This window comes from Winogradskya humida, from assembly GCF_016862215.1.
Classification (GTDB): Bacteria; Actinomycetota; Actinomycetes; order Mycobacteriales; family Micromonosporaceae; genus Actinoplanes; species Actinoplanes humidus.
The window spans coordinates 81,813-101,942 of the sequence record NZ_BOMN01000111.1; the positions used below are offsets into that span (position 1 = coordinate 81,813).

18 protein-coding genes are annotated in these 20,130 nt (G+C 70.4%); 9 read left to right on the forward strand and 9 right to left on the reverse strand.

Annotation, left to right across the window (positions count from 1 at the left end):
* Positions 1-95 precede the first annotated feature (95 nt).
* From Ahu01nite_RS37845 to Ahu01nite_RS37865, 5 genes are read left to right on the forward strand one after another with little or no spacing between them, the layout of a single operon-like run.
* The gene (locus Ahu01nite_RS37845; RefSeq protein WP_203841548.1) at positions 96-1,415 is read left to right on the forward strand and encodes a cysteine--tRNA ligase; all 1,320 of its coding nucleotides are present in this window, start codon (positions 96-98) and stop codon (positions 1,413-1,415) included.
* Between the two features lie 41 nt (positions 1,416-1,456).
* Positions 1,457-2,215 (forward strand): phytanoyl-CoA dioxygenase family protein, encoded by a 759-nt coding sequence (locus Ahu01nite_RS37850; RefSeq protein WP_203841549.1) that lies wholly within the window; start codon positions 1,457-1,459, stop codon positions 2,213-2,215.
* Between the two features lie 16 nt (positions 2,216-2,231).
* A complete protein-coding gene (locus tag Ahu01nite_RS37855) occupies positions 2,232-3,242 on the forward strand; it encodes an aldose epimerase family protein (protein ID WP_203841550.1) in 1,011 nt (336 codons plus the stop codon).
* Positions 3,239-4,111: an LLM class F420-dependent oxidoreductase gene (locus Ahu01nite_RS37860; protein WP_203841551.1), complete on the forward strand. Its 873-nt coding sequence runs from the start codon at positions 3,239-3,241 to the stop codon at positions 4,109-4,111. Before Ahu01nite_RS37855 ends, Ahu01nite_RS37860 begins: the two co-directional genes overlap by 4 nt.
* A gap of 11 nt (positions 4,112-4,122) precedes the next feature.
* Complete coding sequence (locus tag Ahu01nite_RS37865; protein ID WP_203841552.1) at positions 4,123-5,085, forward strand: LLM class flavin-dependent oxidoreductase; 963 nt, start codon at positions 4,123-4,125, stop codon at positions 5,083-5,085.
* A gap of 46 nt (positions 5,086-5,131) precedes the next feature.
* Here the strand turns inward: Ahu01nite_RS37865 and Ahu01nite_RS37870 are convergent, their stop codons facing one another.
* From Ahu01nite_RS37870 to Ahu01nite_RS37885, 4 genes are read right to left on the reverse strand one after another with little or no spacing between them, the layout of a single operon-like run.
* Positions 5,132-6,367 (reverse strand): ATP-grasp domain-containing protein, encoded by a 1,236-nt coding sequence (locus Ahu01nite_RS37870; RefSeq protein WP_203841553.1) that lies wholly within the window; start codon positions 6,365-6,367, stop codon positions 5,132-5,134.
* A gap of 16 nt (positions 6,368-6,383) precedes the next feature.
* Positions 6,384-7,484: a tyrosine--tRNA ligase gene (gene tyrS / locus Ahu01nite_RS37875; RefSeq protein ID WP_203841554.1), complete on the reverse strand. Its 1,101-nt coding sequence runs from the start codon at positions 7,482-7,484 to the stop codon at positions 6,384-6,386.
* On the reverse strand, positions 7,481-9,082 hold the full coding sequence (locus Ahu01nite_RS37880) for a pyridoxal phosphate-dependent aminotransferase (RefSeq protein WP_203841555.1): 1,602 nt from the start codon (positions 9,080-9,082) through the stop codon (positions 7,481-7,483). The genes tyrS and Ahu01nite_RS37880 overlap by 4 nt, the downstream gene beginning before the upstream one ends.
* Positions 9,079-9,927, reverse strand: a complete 849-nt coding sequence (locus tag Ahu01nite_RS37885) for a TauD/TfdA family dioxygenase (protein WP_203841556.1) — start codon at positions 9,925-9,927, stop codon at positions 9,079-9,081. The genes Ahu01nite_RS37880 and Ahu01nite_RS37885 overlap by 4 nt, the downstream gene beginning before the upstream one ends.
* 146 nt (positions 9,928-10,073) lie before the next feature.
* Here Ahu01nite_RS37885 and Ahu01nite_RS37890 point away from each other — a divergent pair, with 146 nt between their 5' ends.
* Together Ahu01nite_RS37890 and Ahu01nite_RS37895 are read left to right on the forward strand one after the other, a co-directional pair.
* Positions 10,074-10,775, forward strand: coding sequence for an HAD family hydrolase (locus Ahu01nite_RS37890; RefSeq protein ID WP_203841557.1), 702 nt, complete (start codon positions 10,074-10,076; stop codon positions 10,773-10,775).
* Positions 10,772-11,722 carry an NAD(P)/FAD-dependent oxidoreductase gene (locus Ahu01nite_RS37895; protein ID WP_203841558.1) on the forward strand — a complete coding sequence of 317 codons (951 nt, stop codon included), beginning with the start codon at positions 10,772-10,774 and terminating at the stop codon, positions 11,720-11,722. The genes Ahu01nite_RS37890 and Ahu01nite_RS37895 overlap by 4 nt, the downstream gene beginning before the upstream one ends.
* 42 nt (positions 11,723-11,764) lie before the next feature.
* Here Ahu01nite_RS37895 and Ahu01nite_RS37900 read toward each other — a convergent pair whose 3' ends face one another.
* The 4 genes from Ahu01nite_RS37900 to Ahu01nite_RS37915 all read right to left on the reverse strand — a co-directional run bounded on the left by Ahu01nite_RS37900 (position 11,765) and on the right by Ahu01nite_RS37915 (position 16,825).
* Entirely contained in the window at positions 11,765-13,561 is a 1,797-nt protein-coding gene (locus tag Ahu01nite_RS37900; protein WP_203841559.1) for an ATP-binding cassette domain-containing protein, read from the reverse strand.
* Positions 13,558-15,405: an ABC transporter ATP-binding protein gene (locus Ahu01nite_RS37905; protein WP_203841560.1), complete on the reverse strand. Its 1,848-nt coding sequence runs from the start codon at positions 15,403-15,405 to the stop codon at positions 13,558-13,560. The genes Ahu01nite_RS37900 and Ahu01nite_RS37905 overlap by 4 nt, the downstream gene beginning before the upstream one ends.
* A complete protein-coding gene (locus Ahu01nite_RS37910; protein ID WP_203841561.1) occupies positions 15,402-16,544 on the reverse strand; it encodes an ATP-grasp domain-containing protein in 1,143 nt (380 codons plus the stop codon). Before Ahu01nite_RS37910 ends, Ahu01nite_RS37905 begins: the two co-directional genes overlap by 4 nt.
* Before the next feature lie 74 nt (positions 16,545-16,618).
* The gene (locus Ahu01nite_RS37915; RefSeq protein WP_203841562.1) at positions 16,619-16,825 is read right to left on the reverse strand and encodes a hypothetical protein; all 207 of its coding nucleotides are present in this window, start codon (positions 16,823-16,825) and stop codon (positions 16,619-16,621) included.
* A gap of 258 nt (positions 16,826-17,083) precedes the next feature.
* Here Ahu01nite_RS37915 and Ahu01nite_RS37920 point away from each other — a divergent pair, with 258 nt between their 5' ends.
* On the forward strand, positions 17,084-18,349 hold the full coding sequence (locus Ahu01nite_RS37920) for a helix-turn-helix domain-containing protein (RefSeq protein WP_203841563.1): 1,266 nt from the start codon (positions 17,084-17,086) through the stop codon (positions 18,347-18,349).
* Positions 18,350-18,403: 54 nt separating this feature from the next.
* On the opposite strand, the gene Ahu01nite_RS37925 is transcribed toward Ahu01nite_RS37920, so the two are convergent.
* Positions 18,404-19,117, reverse strand: coding sequence for an SDR family NAD(P)-dependent oxidoreductase (locus Ahu01nite_RS37925; protein ID WP_203841564.1), 714 nt, complete (start codon positions 19,115-19,117; stop codon positions 18,404-18,406).
* A 127-nt stretch (positions 19,118-19,244) separates the two neighbouring features.
* Here Ahu01nite_RS37925 and Ahu01nite_RS37930 point away from each other — a divergent pair, with 127 nt between their 5' ends.
* A complete protein-coding gene (locus Ahu01nite_RS37930) occupies positions 19,245-20,129 on the forward strand; it encodes a LysR family transcriptional regulator (protein WP_203841565.1) in 885 nt (294 codons plus the stop codon).
* The last annotated feature ends 1 nt before the right edge of the window (position 20,130 follow it).

The following is a 20,130-nucleotide window of genomic DNA, read 5'->3' on the forward strand; positions in this document are numbered from 1 at the left end:
GCACACGATCACCGGACACATTGGCAGCTCGCCTGCGCTGTGTCAGCATCGCTTCCGGCGATGACCCGTAATTCGCAAAAGCCAAGGAGAGAAACGTGCCGGCTGCCTCGCCACTGCGGCTCTACAACTCGATGAGCCGAGACCTCGAGGACTTTTCCCCGATCGGGCAAGAGGTTCGGATATTCAGTTGCGGGCCCCTGGTCTTCTCGCCTGCGCATCTCGGCATGATCCGCGGCGCCATCGGATTCGACGTCATGCGCCGGACCCTGCGGTGGAAAGGATTCAAGAGCAAGCACGTCTTCATGGTCACCGACGTGAACAAGGGGCGGGAGGGCTTTTCGCCCACCATCCCGGACGAGCTGGCCGAAACGCCTGCTCCACCCTCGCTCGGCGACATCACCTCGTATTACACCCAGGCATTCCAGAACGACCTCGCGACGTTGAACTTCCTGCGCGCGGATACCTACGCCCGGTCGTCGCACTACATCCCGGAAATGATCGACTTCGCGGGGGTCCTGGTCGACAAGGGATACGCGTACACCGCTGATTCCGGGCTGTATTTCGACACCGCCCGCGCCGCCGGCTACGGCTCGCTGGGGCAACTCAACGTCGCGGCGCAACGCGAGGGTGCGACCTCCGAACGCCCGGCCGGGCTGCGCAACCCGGCCGACTTCGCGTTGTGGCGCGCCGCGGACCCGGCCCGGTCACTGATGGGCTGGGACTCGCCGTGGGGGTGGGGGCTGCCCGGGGCACACCTGGGCTGCTCGGCGATCAGCGCCACCCTGCTCGGCGACCGGCTGGACATCCACACCGGCGGCAAACACCACCGTCAGCTCCACCACGTCAACGAGCTGGCCCAGAGCGAGTCGTACCTCGAGGACAGCCGGCCCTGGGTGAGCTACTGGCTGCATCACGACATGCTCACCTTCGGTGCGTTGCCCATGACCCGGGGCACCGCGCCGACGCTCGCCGACGTGACCGGCCCGGACGTGCACCCGATGGCCTGCCGGCTCTTCCTGCTCGGCGGTCACTACCGCCGTCCCCAGGCGGTCACCGCCGAGGCGTTCCGCGGCGCCCAGAACACCCTCCGGCGCCTGGTCGCCCGCATACCGGCCGCAGACCTGCCCACGTCCGACATCGAGACGTACGAGGAGGCCCTGGCCCGGATCCCCGCCACCGACAGTGCCGCGACGCAGCTGCTGCACCGGCTGGACGACGCGGTGTCCAACGACCTCAACTCCCCCCAGGCCCTCGCCGTGCTGCAGCAGATCGTCCAGTCGTCCGAGGTCAGCTCCGAGGGGCGGCGGGTACTGATCGCCGCCACCGACGCCCTGCTCGGCCTGCGGCTGCGCTCGCTGACCCCGGCAGGGCTCACCGCGTCCCGGCGACCCGTGCCGACCGCCGCGCACGCATAGCGGAACACCCCTTAGCACCTGCTCACGGAAAGAGCGCACTCATGGACATGGCCCAAGCACTCGAGGAACTCGGCGTCACCGGCGTCACCCTGGACGAGACGACCACCCGGCAGCTCGACGAGGACGGGTACGCCTTCCTGCCCGGCGTCCTGACCCCCGAACTCGTCGAGGCGTTACGCGACCGGCTGGACGCCCTGCTGGCCGCCGAGGGTGACCGCGCCGGCACCGAGGTCGGCAGGGAGACGGGCACCGACCGGGTGTCCGACCTGGTCAACAAGGGCCCGGTCTTCGACGTCTGTTTCACCCACCCCCTGCTGCTCGCGGCCGTCGGGCACGTCATCGACGAGTTCAAGCTGTCGTCGCTGAGCAGCCGGGCCGCCCTCCCCGGCCAGGCCCACCAGGCACTGCACGCCGACTGGCCGGGTCAGCACCTGCGGGCCGGCGACTACCAGGCCTGCAACACGATGTGGCTGCTGGACGACTTCACCGAGGAGAACGGCGCCACCCGGCTCGTCCGCGGATCCCACCGCTGGGGCTCCGCACCCGACGACGTGATGGCGGATCCGGCCGCACCGCACCCCGACGAGCAACTGGTCATCGCACCGGCCGGATCCGTGCTGGTCTTCAACGGGCACCTGTGGCACGGCGGCACCAGGAACCGGTCGGCGCAGCGGCGCCGGGCCATGCACGCCTACTTCACCCGCCGCGCGAATCCCCAGCAGCTGGACCAGGCCGCGTTCGCCCGCCCGGAGACCCGCGAGCGGCTCGGCGTCGCGGCCCAGTTCATCCTGGACATCTGAGGAGACCCCGCGCGGTATGCGTATCTCCAAGCGGCCCGCCGGCACGACCGCGGGCCACGCGCGCCAGGCCGCCCGGCCGGTCGACGCCTTCGAACTGGACAACGGGCACGGGCTGAGCGTCGAGGTCTGGACCTACGGCGCCACCCTGGTGTCCGTACGGGTACCCGACCGCACCGGCCGCCGCGACAACATCGTCCTGCGCCACGCCACGCTCGCCGGCTACGAAGCCCGCAAGGGCAGCCCCTACCTCGGTTCCACGCTGGGACGCTTCTCCCGCAGCGTCGACCGGGGCAGCTTCTCGCTCGACGGCACCGAGCACCAGCTCGACCCGAACGACCGCGGCCACCACATGCACGGCGGCACGTTCGGCTTCGACCGGCTGGTCTGGGACGGCGACGCGGCGCACGACGCGGGGTCGGTCGCCGTGCGGTTGCGGCTGCGCAGCCCCGACGGCGACCAGGGCTATCCCGGTGACCTGTCGGCTGAGACCGTCTACCGGCTGTCGGCAGACGGGGCGCTGAGCTTCGAGCACCGGGCCACCAGTAGCTCGCCCACGATCGTCGACCTGACGAACCACGCCTACTGGAACCTGCACCCGGGCCACCGGATCGACGGGCACCACCTCGCGCTGAACTCCGGGCGGATCATCCACTACAGCGAGCGGATGGTGCCCGTGCCCGGCCCCCCGGGCGACGTGACGGGGACACCGTACGACTTCCGGCGCTCGCACCACCTCGGCCCGCTGCCGGTCGACCGGTTCTTCGTCCTGGACGACCCCACGTGGGCGGCGCAGCTCAGCGATCCGGTCAGCGGCCGGCGCATGCGGGTCGTCACCGAGGCACCCGGTCTGGGCATCTACACCGCGGACCGGCACGGCCAGCCCCGCGGCGGCATCTGCCTGCAGGCCAGTGCCCTGCCCAACGCCCCCAACCGGCCCGACTTCCCATCGGTCCGCCTCGACCCCGGGCAGACCTGGACCAGCCGCACCACGCACCACTTCGCCGTCTCGAACGAAGGTGACCAGTGAAGATCGGACTGCACATCCGGGACTACTCGTTCCCCGGCGGGACGGCGGCCGTCGCGGCGACGCTGGCCCGGATCGCCCGCCACGCGGACCAGGCCGGGTTCGCGTACATCGCGGTGCCGGACCACGTGTTCCAGGTCAGTTCCGTCGGGCCGGCGGAGCTCGACATGCTGGAGGCGTACACCACGCTGGGTTTTCTGGCCGGGCACACCGAAAAGGCCCGCCTGCTCACCCTGGTGACCGCGGTGACGTTCCGGGATCCCGGAATGCTGGCGAAGATCGTGAGCACCCTCGACGTGCTGTCCGGCGGCCGGGCGATGCTGGGGATCGGGGCGGGCTGGAACCGGGAGGAGACAGCCGGTCTCGGCCTGCACTTCCCCGAGGTGGCGGCGCGATTCGAACATCTGGAGGACGCGCTGCGGCTGTGCGCGCGGATGTGGGCCGAGGACGAGTCACCCTTTGAAGGCATCCATGTACGCGCTGAGCGCCCCCTGAGCCGGCCCCGCACCCTGACCCGTCCCCACCCGCCGGTACTCATCGGCGGTGAGGGCGAACAGAAGACACTGCGCCTGGTCGCGAAGTACGCGCAGGCCAGCAACTTCTTCTGGACGGACCGGCTGCCCGGCAAACTCGCCGTGCTCCGGGAGCACTGCGAGCGCGAGGGACGCGACTACGCGGAGATCGAGAAGACCGTCTACTACGAGTTCGACCCGGGCCCGGACGGCGAACGCGCCGGGGCGATCCTCGACGACCTCGCCCGGATCGCCGACGCGGGCCTGGACACCGTCATCGGCCCGGTCACCGGCGCGCACACCGGCACACCCCTGGACGTCATGGGCGAACGCATCATTCCCGTCGCCGGGAAACTGTGAAAGGAGACTCCGTGTTCATCGACCCGGACACCGTGCGGTTCGGTATCCACTCCGGTCAGCTGCACGGCACCTGGGAGGCGACCCTCGAGCTGTGGCAGGGCGTCGAGGACCTCGGCTACGACTGGATCTCGCTGTTCGACTTCCTGCGCCCCCACGCGTACGCCCCGGACTGGCCCTGTTTCGAAGGCCCGTCGATGCTCGCGGCGCTGGCGGCGCGTACCACCCGGATCCGTTGCGCGATGCTGGTGTCGCCGATCACCTGGCGGCATCCGGCGATCATGGCGAACATCGCCTCGACGATCGATCACGTCAGCGGCGGCCGCCTGGAGTTCGGCATCGGCGCGGGTGGCACCGACCGGGGCTACCAGCAGTACGGGATCCCGTTCCCCGCGGGCCGGGTCCGCCTGGACATGCTGGAGGAGGCCTGCGTCGTGCTGCGCGGCCTGTGGGACCAGGACAGCATCACGTTCCACGGTACGCACTACCAGCTGGACGACGCCCGGCTCGCCCCGAAACCGCTGCAGCATCGGCTTCCGCTCATCGTCGGCGGGGACGGCGTACGCCGCACCTCGCGCATCGCCGCCCGCCACGCCGACATCTGGAACGCGCTGCCGGTGAACCCCGAGGTGTACCGCACCAAAGTGGACGCGTTCCACGCGCACTGCGACGCCGTCGGGCGCGACCCCCGGGAGGTCCGCAAGTCGATCACGTTCCGCGCGGTCGTCGGGGACTCCGGCGCGGAAACCGCCCGCCGGTCGGTGAACGAGCTCGCGGACACGCCCGAGGTGATCCGCGTGCAGTACCTGAGCGCCGGTTCCATCCAGCAGTGTGTCGACGCGCTCAAGGTCTACGCGGACATGGGCGTACGCGACTTCCTGCTCGCGGTGAAAGCTCCGGTCGACTGGCAGACCCTGACCCTCGTGGCCAAGGAAGTAGCCCCGGCCATCAGGGACTACGTGGCGGGCCACCGATGAAACCCGATGCCGCGTGCGCCCGGGACCGGCACACGCGGCATCGGTGTCAGACCACCTCGACGCGGTGGGTGCGGGTCAGTTCCTCGTTGACGGCGAGCAGCTCTTCCTCGGTGTCCGCGCCGACGACCGCCAGCACGCACCAGGCCGACGGGTGCGAGACCCGCACGGTGTCACCGACGCTGCCGTAGATCGCGACGGACACCACCTGCGGATGGGCCAGCAGCGCGTCGCGCTCCGGGAGCCCGGCGATCGTCCCGGACACGCTCGCCTTGATGGAGATCCCCGCGAGATAACGGAACGCGGGCGCGGCCCAGGGCAGGTCGTCGCGCTCACCGCCGAGCAGCTCGTGCAGGACGATCCGGCCCTCGTGCACCCCGCACCTGGCCTCGATCACATCACCGACGTGGGCGCCGCCCATCCGTGACGCGACGTCCGACACGACCAGCCGGTCCGTGCCGCGCTCCCGGAAGACCTCGACGTGGGTGGCGCCGCGGGTCAGCCCGATGGTCTTGTTGAGCTGGGTGCTGAGGGTGCGCAGGCGGGCGTACAGGTCGGCGTGGTCCTCCTCCTCGAGCAGGACCGAGCCGTCGTAGGTGTTGTCCAGCCACGCCGTCAGCCGGGGCTTGACGTAACGGCTGACGTGGAAGAACCACGGGGTGCCGGCCCGCCAGACGGCATCGATGTGAAATTCTTCGCCGTCGATGAACTCCTCCGCGATCAGGTACGGCGAGCCCACGCCCGCCTCCACGCTGAAATCGGCGAGCACCCGGTCCAGCCCGGCCCGGTCGTCGACCTTGACGGTGGAGATCGTGCCCCATCCGCTCGCGGGTTTGAGGACGAGGGGGAAACCGACCGCCCGCTCGATGACCGCCGCGTCGCGGTCCCGGGGGTCCAGCGGGACGGAGATCCATCGGGCGACGTCCAGCCCGGCCTCCACCGCGCGGGTCTTGGTCATCCGCTTGTCCCGGGTGGCGAGCGCGATCTCCGGTGAATAGTGGTCCAGGCCGAGCAGGTGGGCGGTGTACCCGGCCGCGTACTGGGTGAACTCGGCGAGGCTGACGACCTTGTCGATCCGTACGCCCCGGGCGGTCAGATCGGCCACCACGGCGCTGAGATCCTCCAGCGAGTCATAGGAGGAGACCCGGTACACCCCGGCGAAGCGGTCGAGTGTCTCCTGGCTCAACGCCCGGCACCCGGCCGAGTCGTCCAGCACGGCGTAGACCTCGTCGGCCAGCTCCAGAATCATCTGGTGCAGGTTGTGACGCAGCATCAACACGTTCATCGGTGATCATTCCTCGCTATCGGACAGGGTGAATGTCAAGGGATCGGTACGCCGCACGTGCCGCCATCGCGGCGTCGACGCCGTGGATGGCCGCGGTCAGCTCCCCGGCGAGCAGGTGGCGAACGGCGTCGCGGGTGGCCGTGCCCGCGGCGACCCGGGTCCGGGTCGCGTCGAGCTCGGCGTCGTCCCATTCGGTCAGTGCACGCAGATACGGGGCGACGAGGTGGTCCGGGACAGCGACCAGCGCCGCGTAGACCTCGCCGGCGGACGCGGTCAGCGCGACATGGTTACCCGTGCGGGCGCTCATGAGGGCGCCGGTGCCGTCGATCCCCTCGATCAGCGGCGTGGCGATGCCGAGCTGGGGGAGTGCGGCATGCCGGGCGGTCACCTCGTGGGTGACCGCCATGGTGGCCCGCTGGTAGACGCCGCCCACCTCCACGTCGGTGTCGAGCTCCACCGAGTCGAGCGCTTTCACCAGGGGGTAGAGCGTCTCGTCCAGCCGTACCTCACGATCGCCCGCGAGCCGCTCGCGCAGGCCCGCCCGGTCCAGGGTGCGGGCGAGCGGCACGCTTGCGGCGAGCTCGATCAGCCGTGGTACGCCGGTCTTCTCCAGCCATGCGCTGTTGCGCCGCAACGTGACGGCGGAGATGTCGAGGAAAGGTGCGACCTGTCGGCGGTGAGCGGCGAGGCTCTCGCCGACGTCCGCGTCGCTGATGCGCGGCCGCTCGCCGCCGGCCTGCGACGCGTCGGTGATGCGGACCGTGACGTCACCGGCGACGAAGTCGACGTGATGACCCATGCGCCGCAGCCGTTCCACGACCAGGAGTGGCACGACGTTGCCCAGGTGGAACTCGGTGCCCTGCGGCTCGATGGTGAACTTCACCCGCAGCGGCCGTCCCAGGGCGAGGCGTGCGGCCAGCGCTGCCGCCGACGGCAGGACCTCGGTCGCTCGGCTTGTGGCCAGCGCGGCCTGGTCGGCGGGGGACAGGTCCGACAGATCCAGCCGGCGGCGCGTGGTCGTCAGGTCGAGCAGCTCCCGTACGGCCGGCCCGTCGCTGAGGTCCGCCGAGCTCAGCAACGCGGTGCCGTGGCTGACCGATCGGTGCAGGCGGGTCACGGGGCCGTCCTGCTGTACCCGGCGAGGCGCCGCAGGGCGGGTTCCAGCTCCGACCACCGGCGGGAGGTGGTCACCCGGACGTTGCCGCCCGACAGGCAGAACGTCAGGATGCCGGGGAAGACCGACACCCCCGTCCGGCGCAGCAGATCCCGGAACGCCACGTAGGAGTCGTCGTGGCCCTGGACCGCGAGCGACAGGTTGATGGAGGACGCAGCCGGGGTCACCGTGAAGGCGGGCACCCGGAGCCGGGCGGTGACCGCGTCCCGCAGCGTGGTGAGAGTGGCCTCGCGGTCGAGGCGGTCGGCGCGGTAGTTGTCGTACGCCTGCTGCAGCGGGGCGAGCTGGAAGCCGTACGCCGCCTCGAATTCCGCCTGATGCCCGGGACCGATCCGGTCCACCCCGCTGATCAGCCAGGCCTCCATCCGGGCCAGCACCTCGATCAGCGTGTAGAAGAACGACGGCGGGCCGCCGAAGGTGGTGGAGGCGTACTCGTAGTACTCGTCGATGAAGCTCTGGTCGGCGACGAACCAGCCGACCTTCAGGCCGGGCGCCGACCAGTTCTTGGAGAGGCTGCTGAAGCGGATGACGTTCGCGCGGGCCCGCTCCGGTGACAGCGGTTCCCGTACGCCCAGCCATTCATGGCACTCGTCGAGCAGGATCATCGTGGCCGGGGACGCCGCGCGGATGAGCTCGACCAGCTCGGCCTCGGGCACGATCGCGCCGGTGGGGTTCGCCGCGGTCTGCAGCAGGACGAACGGGGTGTCCGGGCGCAGCGCCTCGATCAGGGGGCGCAGGCTCGAGACGCCGTCGTGAGAGGTCAGCGGCACGAGCTGCACCGAGCCTCGCCGGGCGGCGGACTCCACCAGCGGTGGGTAGTTGGGGATGGCACACAACGCGGGCCCGCCGGTGCTGGTGCCGGTGAGTCTGATCATGTCGATGACCGAGCTGATGGCGAACGTGGCGCCCATGGTGATCGCGACGTTCTGCCGTCCGTAGACGGCCCGCCCCAGCCGCGCCGATTCGTAGTCGGCCACGGCCTGGCGTGCGGCGTCGCGGCCGCGGGAGTCCGAGTAGCCATACCAGTCGCGGTAGAGCGCGTACGAGATGGATTCCTTCAGGACGGCCGGCAGGCCCCAGGACTCCTCGTCCACCGCGCCCCCGGAGAGGATCACCTCGGCGCTGTCGCGCAGGTCGCCGTAGAGGTCGTCGCGGAAGTAGGAGTTGAACAGTTCCTTGACGAACCGGACCGTGGCACGGGAATTGAGGACGTCGTGCGGCGAGACCTCCCGGCGGACAGTGGACGAGCGCCACCGCTCGGCGCCGGCCTGCCGGTGCCCGAGCGGGCCCAGTTCGGCCTCCACCCTGCCGAGATACAGCTCGAGCAGTTCCTGGGGATTGTCGGGGTTCCGCACCCTGCGGTAGATGTCCATCAGCCGCTCGTCCGGCGCAGGGTCGAGCGGCGGTGACACCGGCGGTGCTCCGGCGGGAGCGGGCAGCAGCGCGAGCGGTGGCACCGCGTCGAGACCCGTGGCGGCCCTTCTGGCCGTCGTGAACAGCCCCGAGGTGCGGTGGGCGGGCTCGTTGACCAGGTCTCTCATCGCGTCCGCACCCGCAGTCGCTTCAGGTGCCGGCGGCTGCCGGGCCGGGAGCTCGCGCCCGCGGTGCGGCCGTGGAAGAAGTAGGTGTTGTCGATGACGACCAGCGTTCCGGTCTCCCACTTCACGCCCGCCGCCAGGTCTGCGGCGTACAGGGCGTCGAGCAGGGATCGCAGCGCGTCGTGGACCTCCGCGGCGGTCACGGAACTGTCCAGGCACTCCCAGTGCAGAGCCGCGGACCCGAAATCCCGGAACGAGAACACCGGCCGGTCGTCGATCTCACGCAGGATGAAGGGTACGCCCGGTGCGTCCCGATATCGCGTCGCAGCCAGGATCCGCCGGGCATCGGGGGTGAGCGCCGCGGCCACGGCGGCCATCGGGGTGAGCACGGTCTGGGCCCCCTCGTCGCTGCCCGGCTCGCAGCACATCAGCACGATGTACCGGGGCTGCTCGGCGGCGGGCCGCCCGCTGCCCTCGCTGTGCATCGTGAGCGCGCCGGCGGCGAACGGCTGGAGCGCGGGGTCGTGCGTCTCCGCCTGCGCACTGATCAGGTTCAGGATCACGTCGCCGGTCACGAAGTCGCGGACGGCCGGGTCCGTCTCGGGGATCAACGCGCCGAGCGTGGTGCCGAGGGCGCGGAAGGTGTCGTCGTCCAGCGGCCGGGTCAGCCGGACCCGGCCCACACCGTCGTGCTTCAGCTGCCGGGCGAGCCGGTCCGCCAGGTCGCCGGGTTCGGCCGGGTCGGGTCCCGGCACGTCGACAGCGGGTAGTCGCCCACCGGATCGCAGCAGCGCCGTACGCAGGTGCTCGTACCCGTCGGTGGGTTGCTGCAGGAAAGTCCCGATCACGCCGTCACCCTTTCCTCAAGGTGTTCCACCACACTTATTCGATAAACAGCAATGATGTAAGACAATGCGTGATCCTGTCGGAATTGGTTATTCTGCGCTCCCCGAGCATGGTAGGGCGCAAGGCATTTTGATAGAAGGCGGGAAAGTTGAACACCGATTGTGGCAAGACCGCTGCGGCCGTCGGATTCGATCTCGATCTGACGCTGTTCGACACCCGGCCCGCGATCCGCGCGGTACTGCGATCCACCTCGGCCGCCCTGCGCTTCGAGGTCGATGTGGACCGGGTCATGCGGACGCTCGGGCCGCCATTGGAGGATTTGCTGGCGGAGCAGTTACCGGTCGCGGACGCGCGCACCTTCGCCGCTCTTTACCGGGCGGATTACGCCGCGCACGGCCACCGGTACGCCCTGCTGCTGCCGGGCGTGCGCGAAGCCATCGCCGCAGTCCGTGGCGGTGGTGAGCGCGTGATCGTCGTGACCGGCCAGAGCGAGCGGACCGCCCGGGCCCACCTGACGCACGAGCGGCTGGAGGCCGACACCGTGACCGGTTCGGTGTGGGGCCCCGGCAAGACGGAAGTGCTGGTCAGCCTGAACGCGACGGTCTACATCGGTGATCACCCCGCCGACATCGCCGCCGCACGAGCCGCGGGAGCCTACGCGGTCGCGGTCACCACGGGCCGGCACGGCGCCGGTGAACTCGCCGCGGCGGACCTGGTTCTCACCTCGTTGCACGAGTTCGCCCGGTGGTGGGAAATGCGGGCGGCGCCGTTCAAGCGATGCCCTTCCGCATTCGAACGACCGGCCGGTAAAACGGACCGGACCCCACGAGCCATTCAAGGAGAACCATGACATCACACCAGCGGCATTACGACGTAGTCGTCATCGGTGCCGGCGCCGCCGGGCTCACCGCCGCGGTGATGCTCGCACGGACCAAGTTGCAGGTTCTGGTCGTCGCCCTGCGGGACCGATTCAACTCCGCGGCCGAAGGCGTGCGCAATCTTCCGTATGCCGAGGGAATCGCCCCCTCGGATTTGTACGGGACGATGGAACGGACCGCCATCGGATATGGTGTCCGGTTCGTCTGGGACGAGGCCCGGACGGCCTCGGCAACCGACGACCTGGTCACCGTGGCGACCCGGGAGAACGGCGAGTTCACCGCCGACCGGTTGCTGCTCGCGACCGGTCCGGTGACCGATCTGCCGGCGTGGCTCCCCGAGGGAACGTGGGGAAAGCGCGTCTTCGAGTGCCCGTTCTGCCACACCTACGAGAACGACGGCGACCACTTCGCGTGTGTCGGCGCGGGTCGCGAGACCCTGGGCATGGCACTGATGAGCGTGCAGTACGCGGCCACGATGACCGCGGTGATCCGCGACGAGGAGGCCGCCGCCGGCCCGCTCGCCGACCGGCTCCGGGCTCGCGGCGGCACCGTCCTGGTGGACGAGGTGGCCACCGCGTCGACGCTGGCCGGCGGCGAGATCGAGATGGTGACCAAGGGCGGCGTCACGCTCACCGCCGGGGCGATCCTGCTGACCGGGGTGAAACAGCCGGCCGTACGGTTCGCTGAGACGCTCGGCCTGGAGCTCAACGAGCGGGGCGGCGCCCGCACCCTGGTGAGCGGGCGGACATCTCACCCCCGCGTGTGGAGCGCCGGCAGCGCCAACGCGCCGTCGTTCTTCCTGTGGACGGGGGCCGCGAGCAGTGGCCAGAACGCCGCCCAGTCGATCTGCGAGGACATCGCCTTCGGTCCGCTGCAGAGCTCGTACTGGCAGGAGCTGGGGCGGACCGCATCGTCGTGAGACCACAGTGGGCATCGACCGCGTGGCCGATGCCCACCGTGGTCACTGCACCGCTGACCGGTCGTCCAGGTACGCCGCGGCCTGCAGCCGGTACAGCTCCGCGTACGTGCCGCCGAGAGCCATGAGCTGCTCGTGGTCGCCCTGCTCGACGATGCGGCCGTTGCCCAGCACGACGATCAGGTCGGCTGTGCGTACCGTGGAGAAGCGGTGGGAGACGACCACCGTCACCGTCCCGGCCGTCCCCGCCAGCGACTTCGCCATTGTCAGCTGCCGCTGGTAGACCGCGTACTCGCTACGGGCGTCGAGCGACGCGGTGGGCTCGTCGATGACGCAGAGCAGCGGCGCGACGCGCATCGCCGCGCGGCTCAGGGCGATCCGCTGCCACTGCCCCCGGGACAGCTCGGCACCGCCGAACGACCGGCCGAGGCGGGTGCCGAGCCCGTCCGGCAACCCGGCGATCACCTGCTCGGCGTCACCGTCGCGCACCGCCCGGGTGATCCGCTGGTCGTCATCGAGCGCCGCGAGGTCACCGACGCCGACCGATTCGCGTGCCACGAAGAAGAAGCGGGCGAAATCCTGGAAGCTCGCGGTCGTCCGCTGCCACCACGCACCCGTGCTCAGCTCCGCGAGCGGCACCTCGTCGACGGTGATGGTGCCGCCGGTGGGCTCGTAGAGCTTGCACAGCAGCTTGACGAGGGTGGTCTTGCCCGCGCCGTGCTCGCCCACCACCGCGACGGTGCTACCGGCGGGCAGGGTCAGATCCACCTCACGCAGCACCTCGCGTCCCGGCCCGTAGTCGAAGGACACCCGGTGCAGCCGGATTCCCCGGTGCAACCGCTCCGGGATCCGGCCCGGCGACACCGCGGTGACCGTCGCGCCCGCTTCCCGGTGCAGCCAGGTGTACGCGTCGAGGGCGCTCATGCCGTCGGCGGTGCGGTGCAGGGCCCGTACCGCGCCCTCGGCCTGCGTACGCAGCGTGCCGGCCAGCGTCGCGATCAGCAGGACGTCCCCCGGCTGCGCCCGGCCGGTCGTCACCTGGTGCACGATCAGGAGCATGGCGGCGGTGTAGCCGAGGATGAACAGCGCCCAGCCCGACGCGCCGATACCCGCGGCCGCCCACTGCGCGCTCGCCTGCCGCCGGGCCACCCGCTCCCAGGCCTGCTCGGCGCGGGCGTGCAGGGCAGGGCCGGCCCCGGCGATGCGCACCTCGGTGTTCGGGGCCGGATCCGTCAACAGGGTGTGCAGATGACCGGCCAGCCGGACGTCCTGGGCGCCGGCGACGGCCGCCGCCCGGATGCGTCGCTGACCACGGCGGGGCAGCAACAGCGCGGGCACCAGCAGCACGACGAGCACCAGCAGCACCGGAGCGACCAGGATGAGGATGCCGACGACGACGACCAGCCGCACGATCGTGGCCGCGCCGTCGACCAGCGTCCAGATCCCGTGCGCGATGACCTCCCCGCTGCCGCGGACCATCGCGGTCCGATCGGCGTGCTCCGGGCGCTCGGTGCGGGCGAGTTCCCCGAACCGGCCGATCAGCTGGAGGATCTCCACGTCGAGTTCCCGCGAGAGGGCCTCGGTCAGCAGGTTGCCCACGTTGCCCCGGGCCGCCCCGCCGATGATCGTGACGGTCCAGCTCAGGGCGGCACCACCGGCCGCGTAGAGCGCCGGGGCCAGATGCTTGCCGAGGGCCGCCTGGATCAGCTCGCGCAGGCTCAGAGCGAACGCACCGGTCGCCAGGATGTCGCACACCGTCAGGGCCAGATACGCGGCCACGGGCCCGCGATGCAGCCGCCAGGACAGCAGGTAGAGCCGTCGCAATGCCTCGGTCCGGCTCATCGGGCGATCACCTCGTCGTGTTTCCCGGGGGAGGGCAGGTCGGTGCCGGTGAAGCGGTCGGCCTGCAGGTGGAACATCTCGGCATAGGTGCCGTTGAGCGCCATGAGCTGGTCGTGCGTGCCGGACTCGGTGATGCGCCCGCCGGTCAGCACCGCGATCCGGTCGGCCTGACGGACGGTGGCGAGGCGGTGGGAGACCAGGAGGACACTCGCGCCCCGGGCCGCCGCCGTCACCCGCGCCAGCAGGTCCGCCTCGGCGCGCACGTCCAGGTGTGCGGTCGGCTCGTCGAGCACGAGCAGGCGGGCGCCGCGGGCCACGGCGTACAGGGCACGGGCCAGTGCCACCCGCTGCCACTGGCCGCCGGACAGGTCGATGCCCCCGCTGTACGCACTGGCCAGCGGGGTGTCCCACCCCAGTGGTGCGTCATCGACCAGGCCGGTGATGCCGGCTCGGCGGGCGACGTCCTCGAGCAGGACGGGGTCCGGTTCACCGGGAGCACCCAGGGTGACGTTGTCGCGGAAGGTCAGCTCGTAGCGGGTGGACTCCTGGAAGACCACGGCGACGCGGCCCTGCCACACCGCCGGGTCGAGATCGGCGAGGGCGGTGCCGCCGACGCTGATCACCCCCTCGGCCGGTTGGTAGAGACCGGTCAGGAGTTTGGTGAGGGTGGTCTTGCCGGCGCCGTTCGTGCCGACCAGGGCTACCAGCTCACCGGGTTCGATGGTCAGGTCGAGGCCGTGCAGGACCGGCCGCTCGCCCCCCTCGTAGCGGAAACCGACGCCGGCGAGCTGGATCCGCGGCGTCGTCCCGGGTGCGACGGGATCCCTGTGTGGCGACGGGGCCGGCGACGGCGACAGCTTCGCGCGCAGCCGGTCCGCGGCCAGCAGTGCCGGCACCCCGGCGAACTCCACATCGTAGGCCTCGGTGTCCCATTTGCTCACCGCCATCAGCGCCCAGAACACCCCCAGGTAGAGGGCCAGCTCGCCGGGCGAGATCGAGCCGTGCACCGCCGCCACCACCAGCTGGACGAGCCCGGCGGCCGTGACGACGGCCAGCAGGAGGAAATGCGGGCGTGATCGTCTCAGCAGCTGCCGCCGGACTCCGGCCACCGCGGACACCCGCCCGGTCACGAGCTCCCGATAGCGGCTGGTGACCCAGTCGCCGAGACCGAAGATCCGGGTCTCCTTCGCCGCCCACGGCGCCGAGACGATCTCGGCCAGGTACTCCTCCTCGCGGATGCCCGGTGTCAGCCGGCGCACCACGCCGTGCTGGCGGAGCCACTCGCGGCGGGTGCCGGCGCGCACCAGCAACGCCGTGGCGAGCAGGCAGATCGCAGCGGGCCAGGAGAACGTGGCGAGCACGGCGGCGGCCACGCACGCACCGATCGTCCGGGTCGTGATGGACAGCTGCCCGACCGCGCCGGTGCCGAACGAGTAGTGGATCCAGTGCGGCATTCCCTTGAGCACCGCCGCGGACAGGTCGTCCTGCACGGCCGGATCCTCGAGCTGCCGGATCCCCCGGGGCCCGGCGGCCAGGCCGGCGATCTCCATGCGGTGCCGGGCGTTGATCCGCTGGGACACGACCACGCGCAGCGCCGAATGGCCGAACTCCAGCGCCTGCGAGGCCAGGGCCAGCGCCCCGACGGCGAGGGTCAGCGTCGTCAGGCCGTACGTGTCGTGCGGGTCGCCCATCAGCCGGGAGATCAGCGCCCCGGTGGCGAGGCCGGTTGCCGTCGGCAGCAGGGCGAGACCCAGGGCGGCGATCCACAACGCGATGGCCAGGCGCGGGCCCGCGTACCGGAGGGCACCGAGGAGCCGCCATCGGGTCCGGACCTCGTGAATCACAGCGCCGTCCCCGTGACCGCCACCGCGGCGCCGACGGCGTCACGCCGGGCGACACACTCGGCGTAGGTGGCGCCGGTCACCACCGCGAACCCGGCCCTGGCCCGGAATCCGGCCGGTGGCAGCCGCAATTCCCACCCGGCGGGGATCGCTGTCTCGAACATGTGCAGCCCGGTCAGCTCTGCCCGGTCGACCTTCAGGCTCAGCGTCTCGAACGTCATGTCGTACGGGGGATAGATCATGCTGATGGCGGCCGTACGTGCGGATGTCGTCGTAAGGTCCGGGGATTCCCCGAGCGCCACCCGCGCCGTCCCGGCGGCCAGGTCGACCCCGGTGGCCAGCAGCCCGAGATAGGGAATCAGGTCCCCGCCGAGCCGGACGTTGATCTCGATGATCCGGGGGCCCTTACCGGTCAGGCGGAACTCGGTGTGGGTCGCGAGGTTGTCCAGCCCGGCGGCTGCGTGTGCCGCGGTGACCAGCTCCAGCGCCTCGTCCAGTTCCGGGCTCGGCGGCGGTGGCACGACATGGCCGACCTCTTCGAAGTACGGCGCGGGTCCCAGCTGTTTCCCGGCTACGAACAACGGCCTGCTGCGCCCCTGCCAGGTCAGGCTGTCGACGCTGAACTCGGGTCCGTCGAGGTATTCCTCCACCAGAAGGCCGCCGAGGTCGGGATCGTCGTACTGCGCGCGGATAGCCGCTGCGATGGGGTAGTGCTCGCGCATCTGTGCCGCGTTCTCGATGCGGATCACGCCGACGCTACCGCCGAGGTCGCGAGGCTTGAGCACGACGGGATAACCGATGGTGTCCGCGGCGGACAGAGCCTCGCGCAGGTTCTCGACGACCGCGTACCCGACGGCTCCGAGTCCCTTGTCGGTGAGCAGAGCACGCAGTGCGGCCTTGTCCTTGCACAGCCGGACCGCACCGGGATCGGTGTGCGGCAGGCCATGGTCCCGGGCCAGCTCGGCCACCAGGGGCACCAGGGCATCGTCATAGGTGACGATCCCGTCGGGGCGTTCCTCGGCGATGATGCCCGCCACCGCTTCCCGATTGTGCGGATCGACGTCCCGGTACCGGTGGATGTGGGGTTTCTGCCAGGTCAGCTCGCGGTTGTCGAGCAGGATCAGGTCTGCCACCGAGCCCATTGCCCGGAGGATGAATTCACGGAACGGCCGGCCGGACGAGGCGAACATCATCAGGCGCTTTCGTCCCGGCTGGGCTAGGGCCATTCGATTTCCTGGGCGCCGATGGTCCCTTCGTGCCGGGGGGACGAAGCCGTCACCGTACGGGCCGGCTGGGTGCGCTCAGGGGGAGCGAACGTACCGATCGCTGCGGCCGTGATCACGATCGCGATCACGGCGGCCGCGGCCCGGCGAATGATGACCGGGCGTGCGTCGTCGGTGGGATCCGCATAGGCGGGTCGCATGGGAACCTCCGGCTGATGGGTGCGGGTAGCGCGGCGACTTTACGGCAGCCATGAAAAACGTGGCAATGGATTACCAGTCAAGTGCGCAAACATTGCCAAGTTTTGCCCGAAGGAAAGCCTCACATGCGTATTAAACGCCCACAAAGGCGTCGTTTTGAACGCTGGCACGGAGCGCGCGGTAGGGCGCCGGTGTCGTAGAGTTGCCAAATTCTCAAGCGGCCTGCCAGGATGATGTGGCGTGGAAATGGTGATCATGTGATGCGGACGTCCGGCTACGGGGGCGAGGACGAAACGGCGGTGGAGCAACCCCACTTCGGCAGGCGGCTCAAAGCGATCAGGCTGAAGCAGGGGCTGCATCAGAGCGACCTGGCCGGCGCCGGGATGTCGACGGGATATCTGTCCCGGCTGGAATCGGGGGACCGCCCGCCCACCCCACGGGCGATCGCCTACCTCGCCGCGAAGCTGGGCGTCGACGCTGCCTTTCTCACCCAGCGCCCGCGGGGCTCACTGAGCGAGATCCTCGCGGCCACGGCGTCCGCTCCGAGGTCTGCCGACAGCATCGCGGCCCTGTCCCGCGCCGTGCACGAGGACACTTTCGACGATCCGGGTGCACGGTGGCACGCACTGTGGCTGCTCAGCCGGAGAAGCAGCCAGCAGGGGGATCACGAGGTGGAACGCACCCTGCTGCTGGAGCTGGTGGCGTTGAGCGAAGGCCTCGGCACCCCCGAGCTGCGGGCCAGGGCCCACCTGCAGCACGCACGCTGTATGCGGGCGCTCGGCGACATGCGGGCCGCGCTGCCGGCCGCCGAGTTGGCGGTGGCGATCACCCGCGAGAGTGGCCTGTCCGCCGCGGACACCATGGGAGCACTCATGGTGCTGATCAGCGTCGAAGCCGAGAGCGGTTCCCTCGACACCGCCACCCGCCACGCGCAGATCCTGGAGCAGGAGTTCCTGGCCGGGGCCCTGCCGTCGCAGGCCGCGGAGATTCTGTGGGTTGCCGCGATGGTCCGCGTGCGGAAAGGCGATTTCCCCTCCGCCATGCGACGGCTCGAGAGCGCGATCGACCGGCTCGACAGCACTGAAGACCTCGGCCTCTGGACCCGGTTACGGGCCGCAGCCGCCGCAGCGGCGATGCAATCGGCGACGCCGCACCTCGAGGCTGCCCGGCACTGGATAGCGGAAGCCGAGATGGCGGTCTCCCTGATCGGCACCGCCCTGCAGATTCAGGAGATCCGTTCGCTGCAGGCCCATCTGGCGTTTCACGAGAACCGGTGGGACGACGCCCGGCAGCTGTGCGACACGGTCCTGAACGACGACCAGCTGAGACTGTCCTACCGGGACCGGGTCCGCCTGCAGATTCTCGACGGGCGACTCATGATCATGGATGGCTGGGTCGGCGCCGGCATCAAGAACCTCGAAAACCTCGGCCGGCAGGCAGCCGAGACGCAGAACTTCGACCTCGCCGCCCAGGTCTGGCACTCGCTGGCCATGACCCTGGCGGCGATCCACGCTCCACCACCCTGACGAGGTGTTTGCCGCCTTGCCGGACACCCCGGCCCGACGCCTTTGTGGTTCCGCTCAGCCGGCCGAGGGGAAGTCGGGTTGCTCGGGGCCGTGCGGGATGTCGATCCGCTCCTCGCCGGTGCGCAGGGCGCGCAGGATGACCTGGCCGACGTACTCGGATGAATGCGCGACCAGGCCTGCGGGGAGGGCGCCCGCGGGGTAGAACTCGGTGTCGGTGACCGATGGCAGCAGCAGTGTCACCTGGATGTTGTCGCCCAGCAGTTCCATGCGGCCCACCTGGCTCAGCCAGTTCACTGCCGTCTTGGCGGCCGGGTAGATGGCGTTGCCGGCCATCGGCATCCCGGTGGCGCCCGAACTGATGTTGACGATGCGGCCGTGCCCGGCCGCCCGCATGTGGGGCAGCACCGCCTGGATGCTGGTCACGACGCTGACCACGTTGAGGTTCAGCAGGTCCAGGAAAGCTTCCGGGGTCGTCCCGTCAATCGTGGAGCCGGCGCCCGCCCCGGCATTGTTGACCAGGCCGTCCACCCGTCCGAACCGGTCGATCGTGGCCTGCACGAGCGCCCTGACCTGGTCCGGGACGGTGACGTCGGTAGGGACGGCGAGCGCTCCGTCGAGTTCCTTGCTCAGTGCCTCGAGGCGGTCGGCGCGACGCGCGGCCAGGACCGGGTGGGCACCGGCCTCGTGGAGGAGTCGTACCGTCGCGGCACCGATTCCGGACGATGCTCCGGTGACGATGATGACTTTGCCGTTCAGGGATTCGGTCACGCGCTGGCTCCTGGGTGTTGTCGAGATGTCGATGCAGGCCCGCGACGCGGCGGGGCCGGCATTCAGTCAACGACGGCTACGGCCCCGGGGGAAGGATCATCTCCCTCTCGACCGATACCCTGGTGATATGGATCATCTCGAGACGCGGCAGCTCCGATACTTCGTGGCGGTGGCCGAGGAGCAGCATTTCGGGCGGGCCGCGCAACGGCTGGGCATGGCCCAGCCGCCGCTGTCCCGGGCGATCCGCGACCTCGAGAGGCAGCTCGGCGTGCAGTTGCTGGTCCGTACCAGTCGTCGGGTCGCTCTCACCCCGGCCGGTCAAACCCTGCTGGACGAGGCCCGGATCGCCCTGGACGCCGTAGCCACGGCCGGGAACCGGACCCGTCACGCCGGACAGGACGTGCCCGCGTTGCGGCTGGCGCTCAAAGCCGACCACGACGCCGGACTGCTCCCGAAAATTCTTGACGCCTACGACGTCCTGCCGGTGAGACTGCTGCTGGGCGGATACGGCGAGCAACTACCGGCTCTGCACGACGGACGGGCCGACGTGGCACTGATGACGACGCCGTTCGACGAGCGCGGGCTCGACAGCGAGCCACTGATCACCGGGCCGCGCCTGGTGGCAATGGCCGCGTCGGACCCGCTGGCCGCGCGTACCAGTCTGCGGCTGGCCGACCTGGCCGGGCGGCTCCTTCCCTACGGCACACCGGCCGAGAAGGGCTTTCCGAAGCCACCTTTCGATCCTCACGAACCGCTGGACCACTCGCAGATCTTCAGTCTGATCGAGGTGGGCAGCACGGTCTGGTACCTGCCCGTCTGGCTGGCCGAGCGCTTTGCCCGGCCCGGCATCGCATACCGTCCCGTGGAAGAGCTGGAACCGGCCACCCTGACGGTCGCCTGGCCGGCCCGGTCACGCTCCGCCGCCGTGGCCGCCTTCGTGCGGACCGCCCAGCGGGTCGCCCGCGAGACCGCGCCGTACGACAACCTGTTTCCTCTGGTGCATCCGGTGTGAC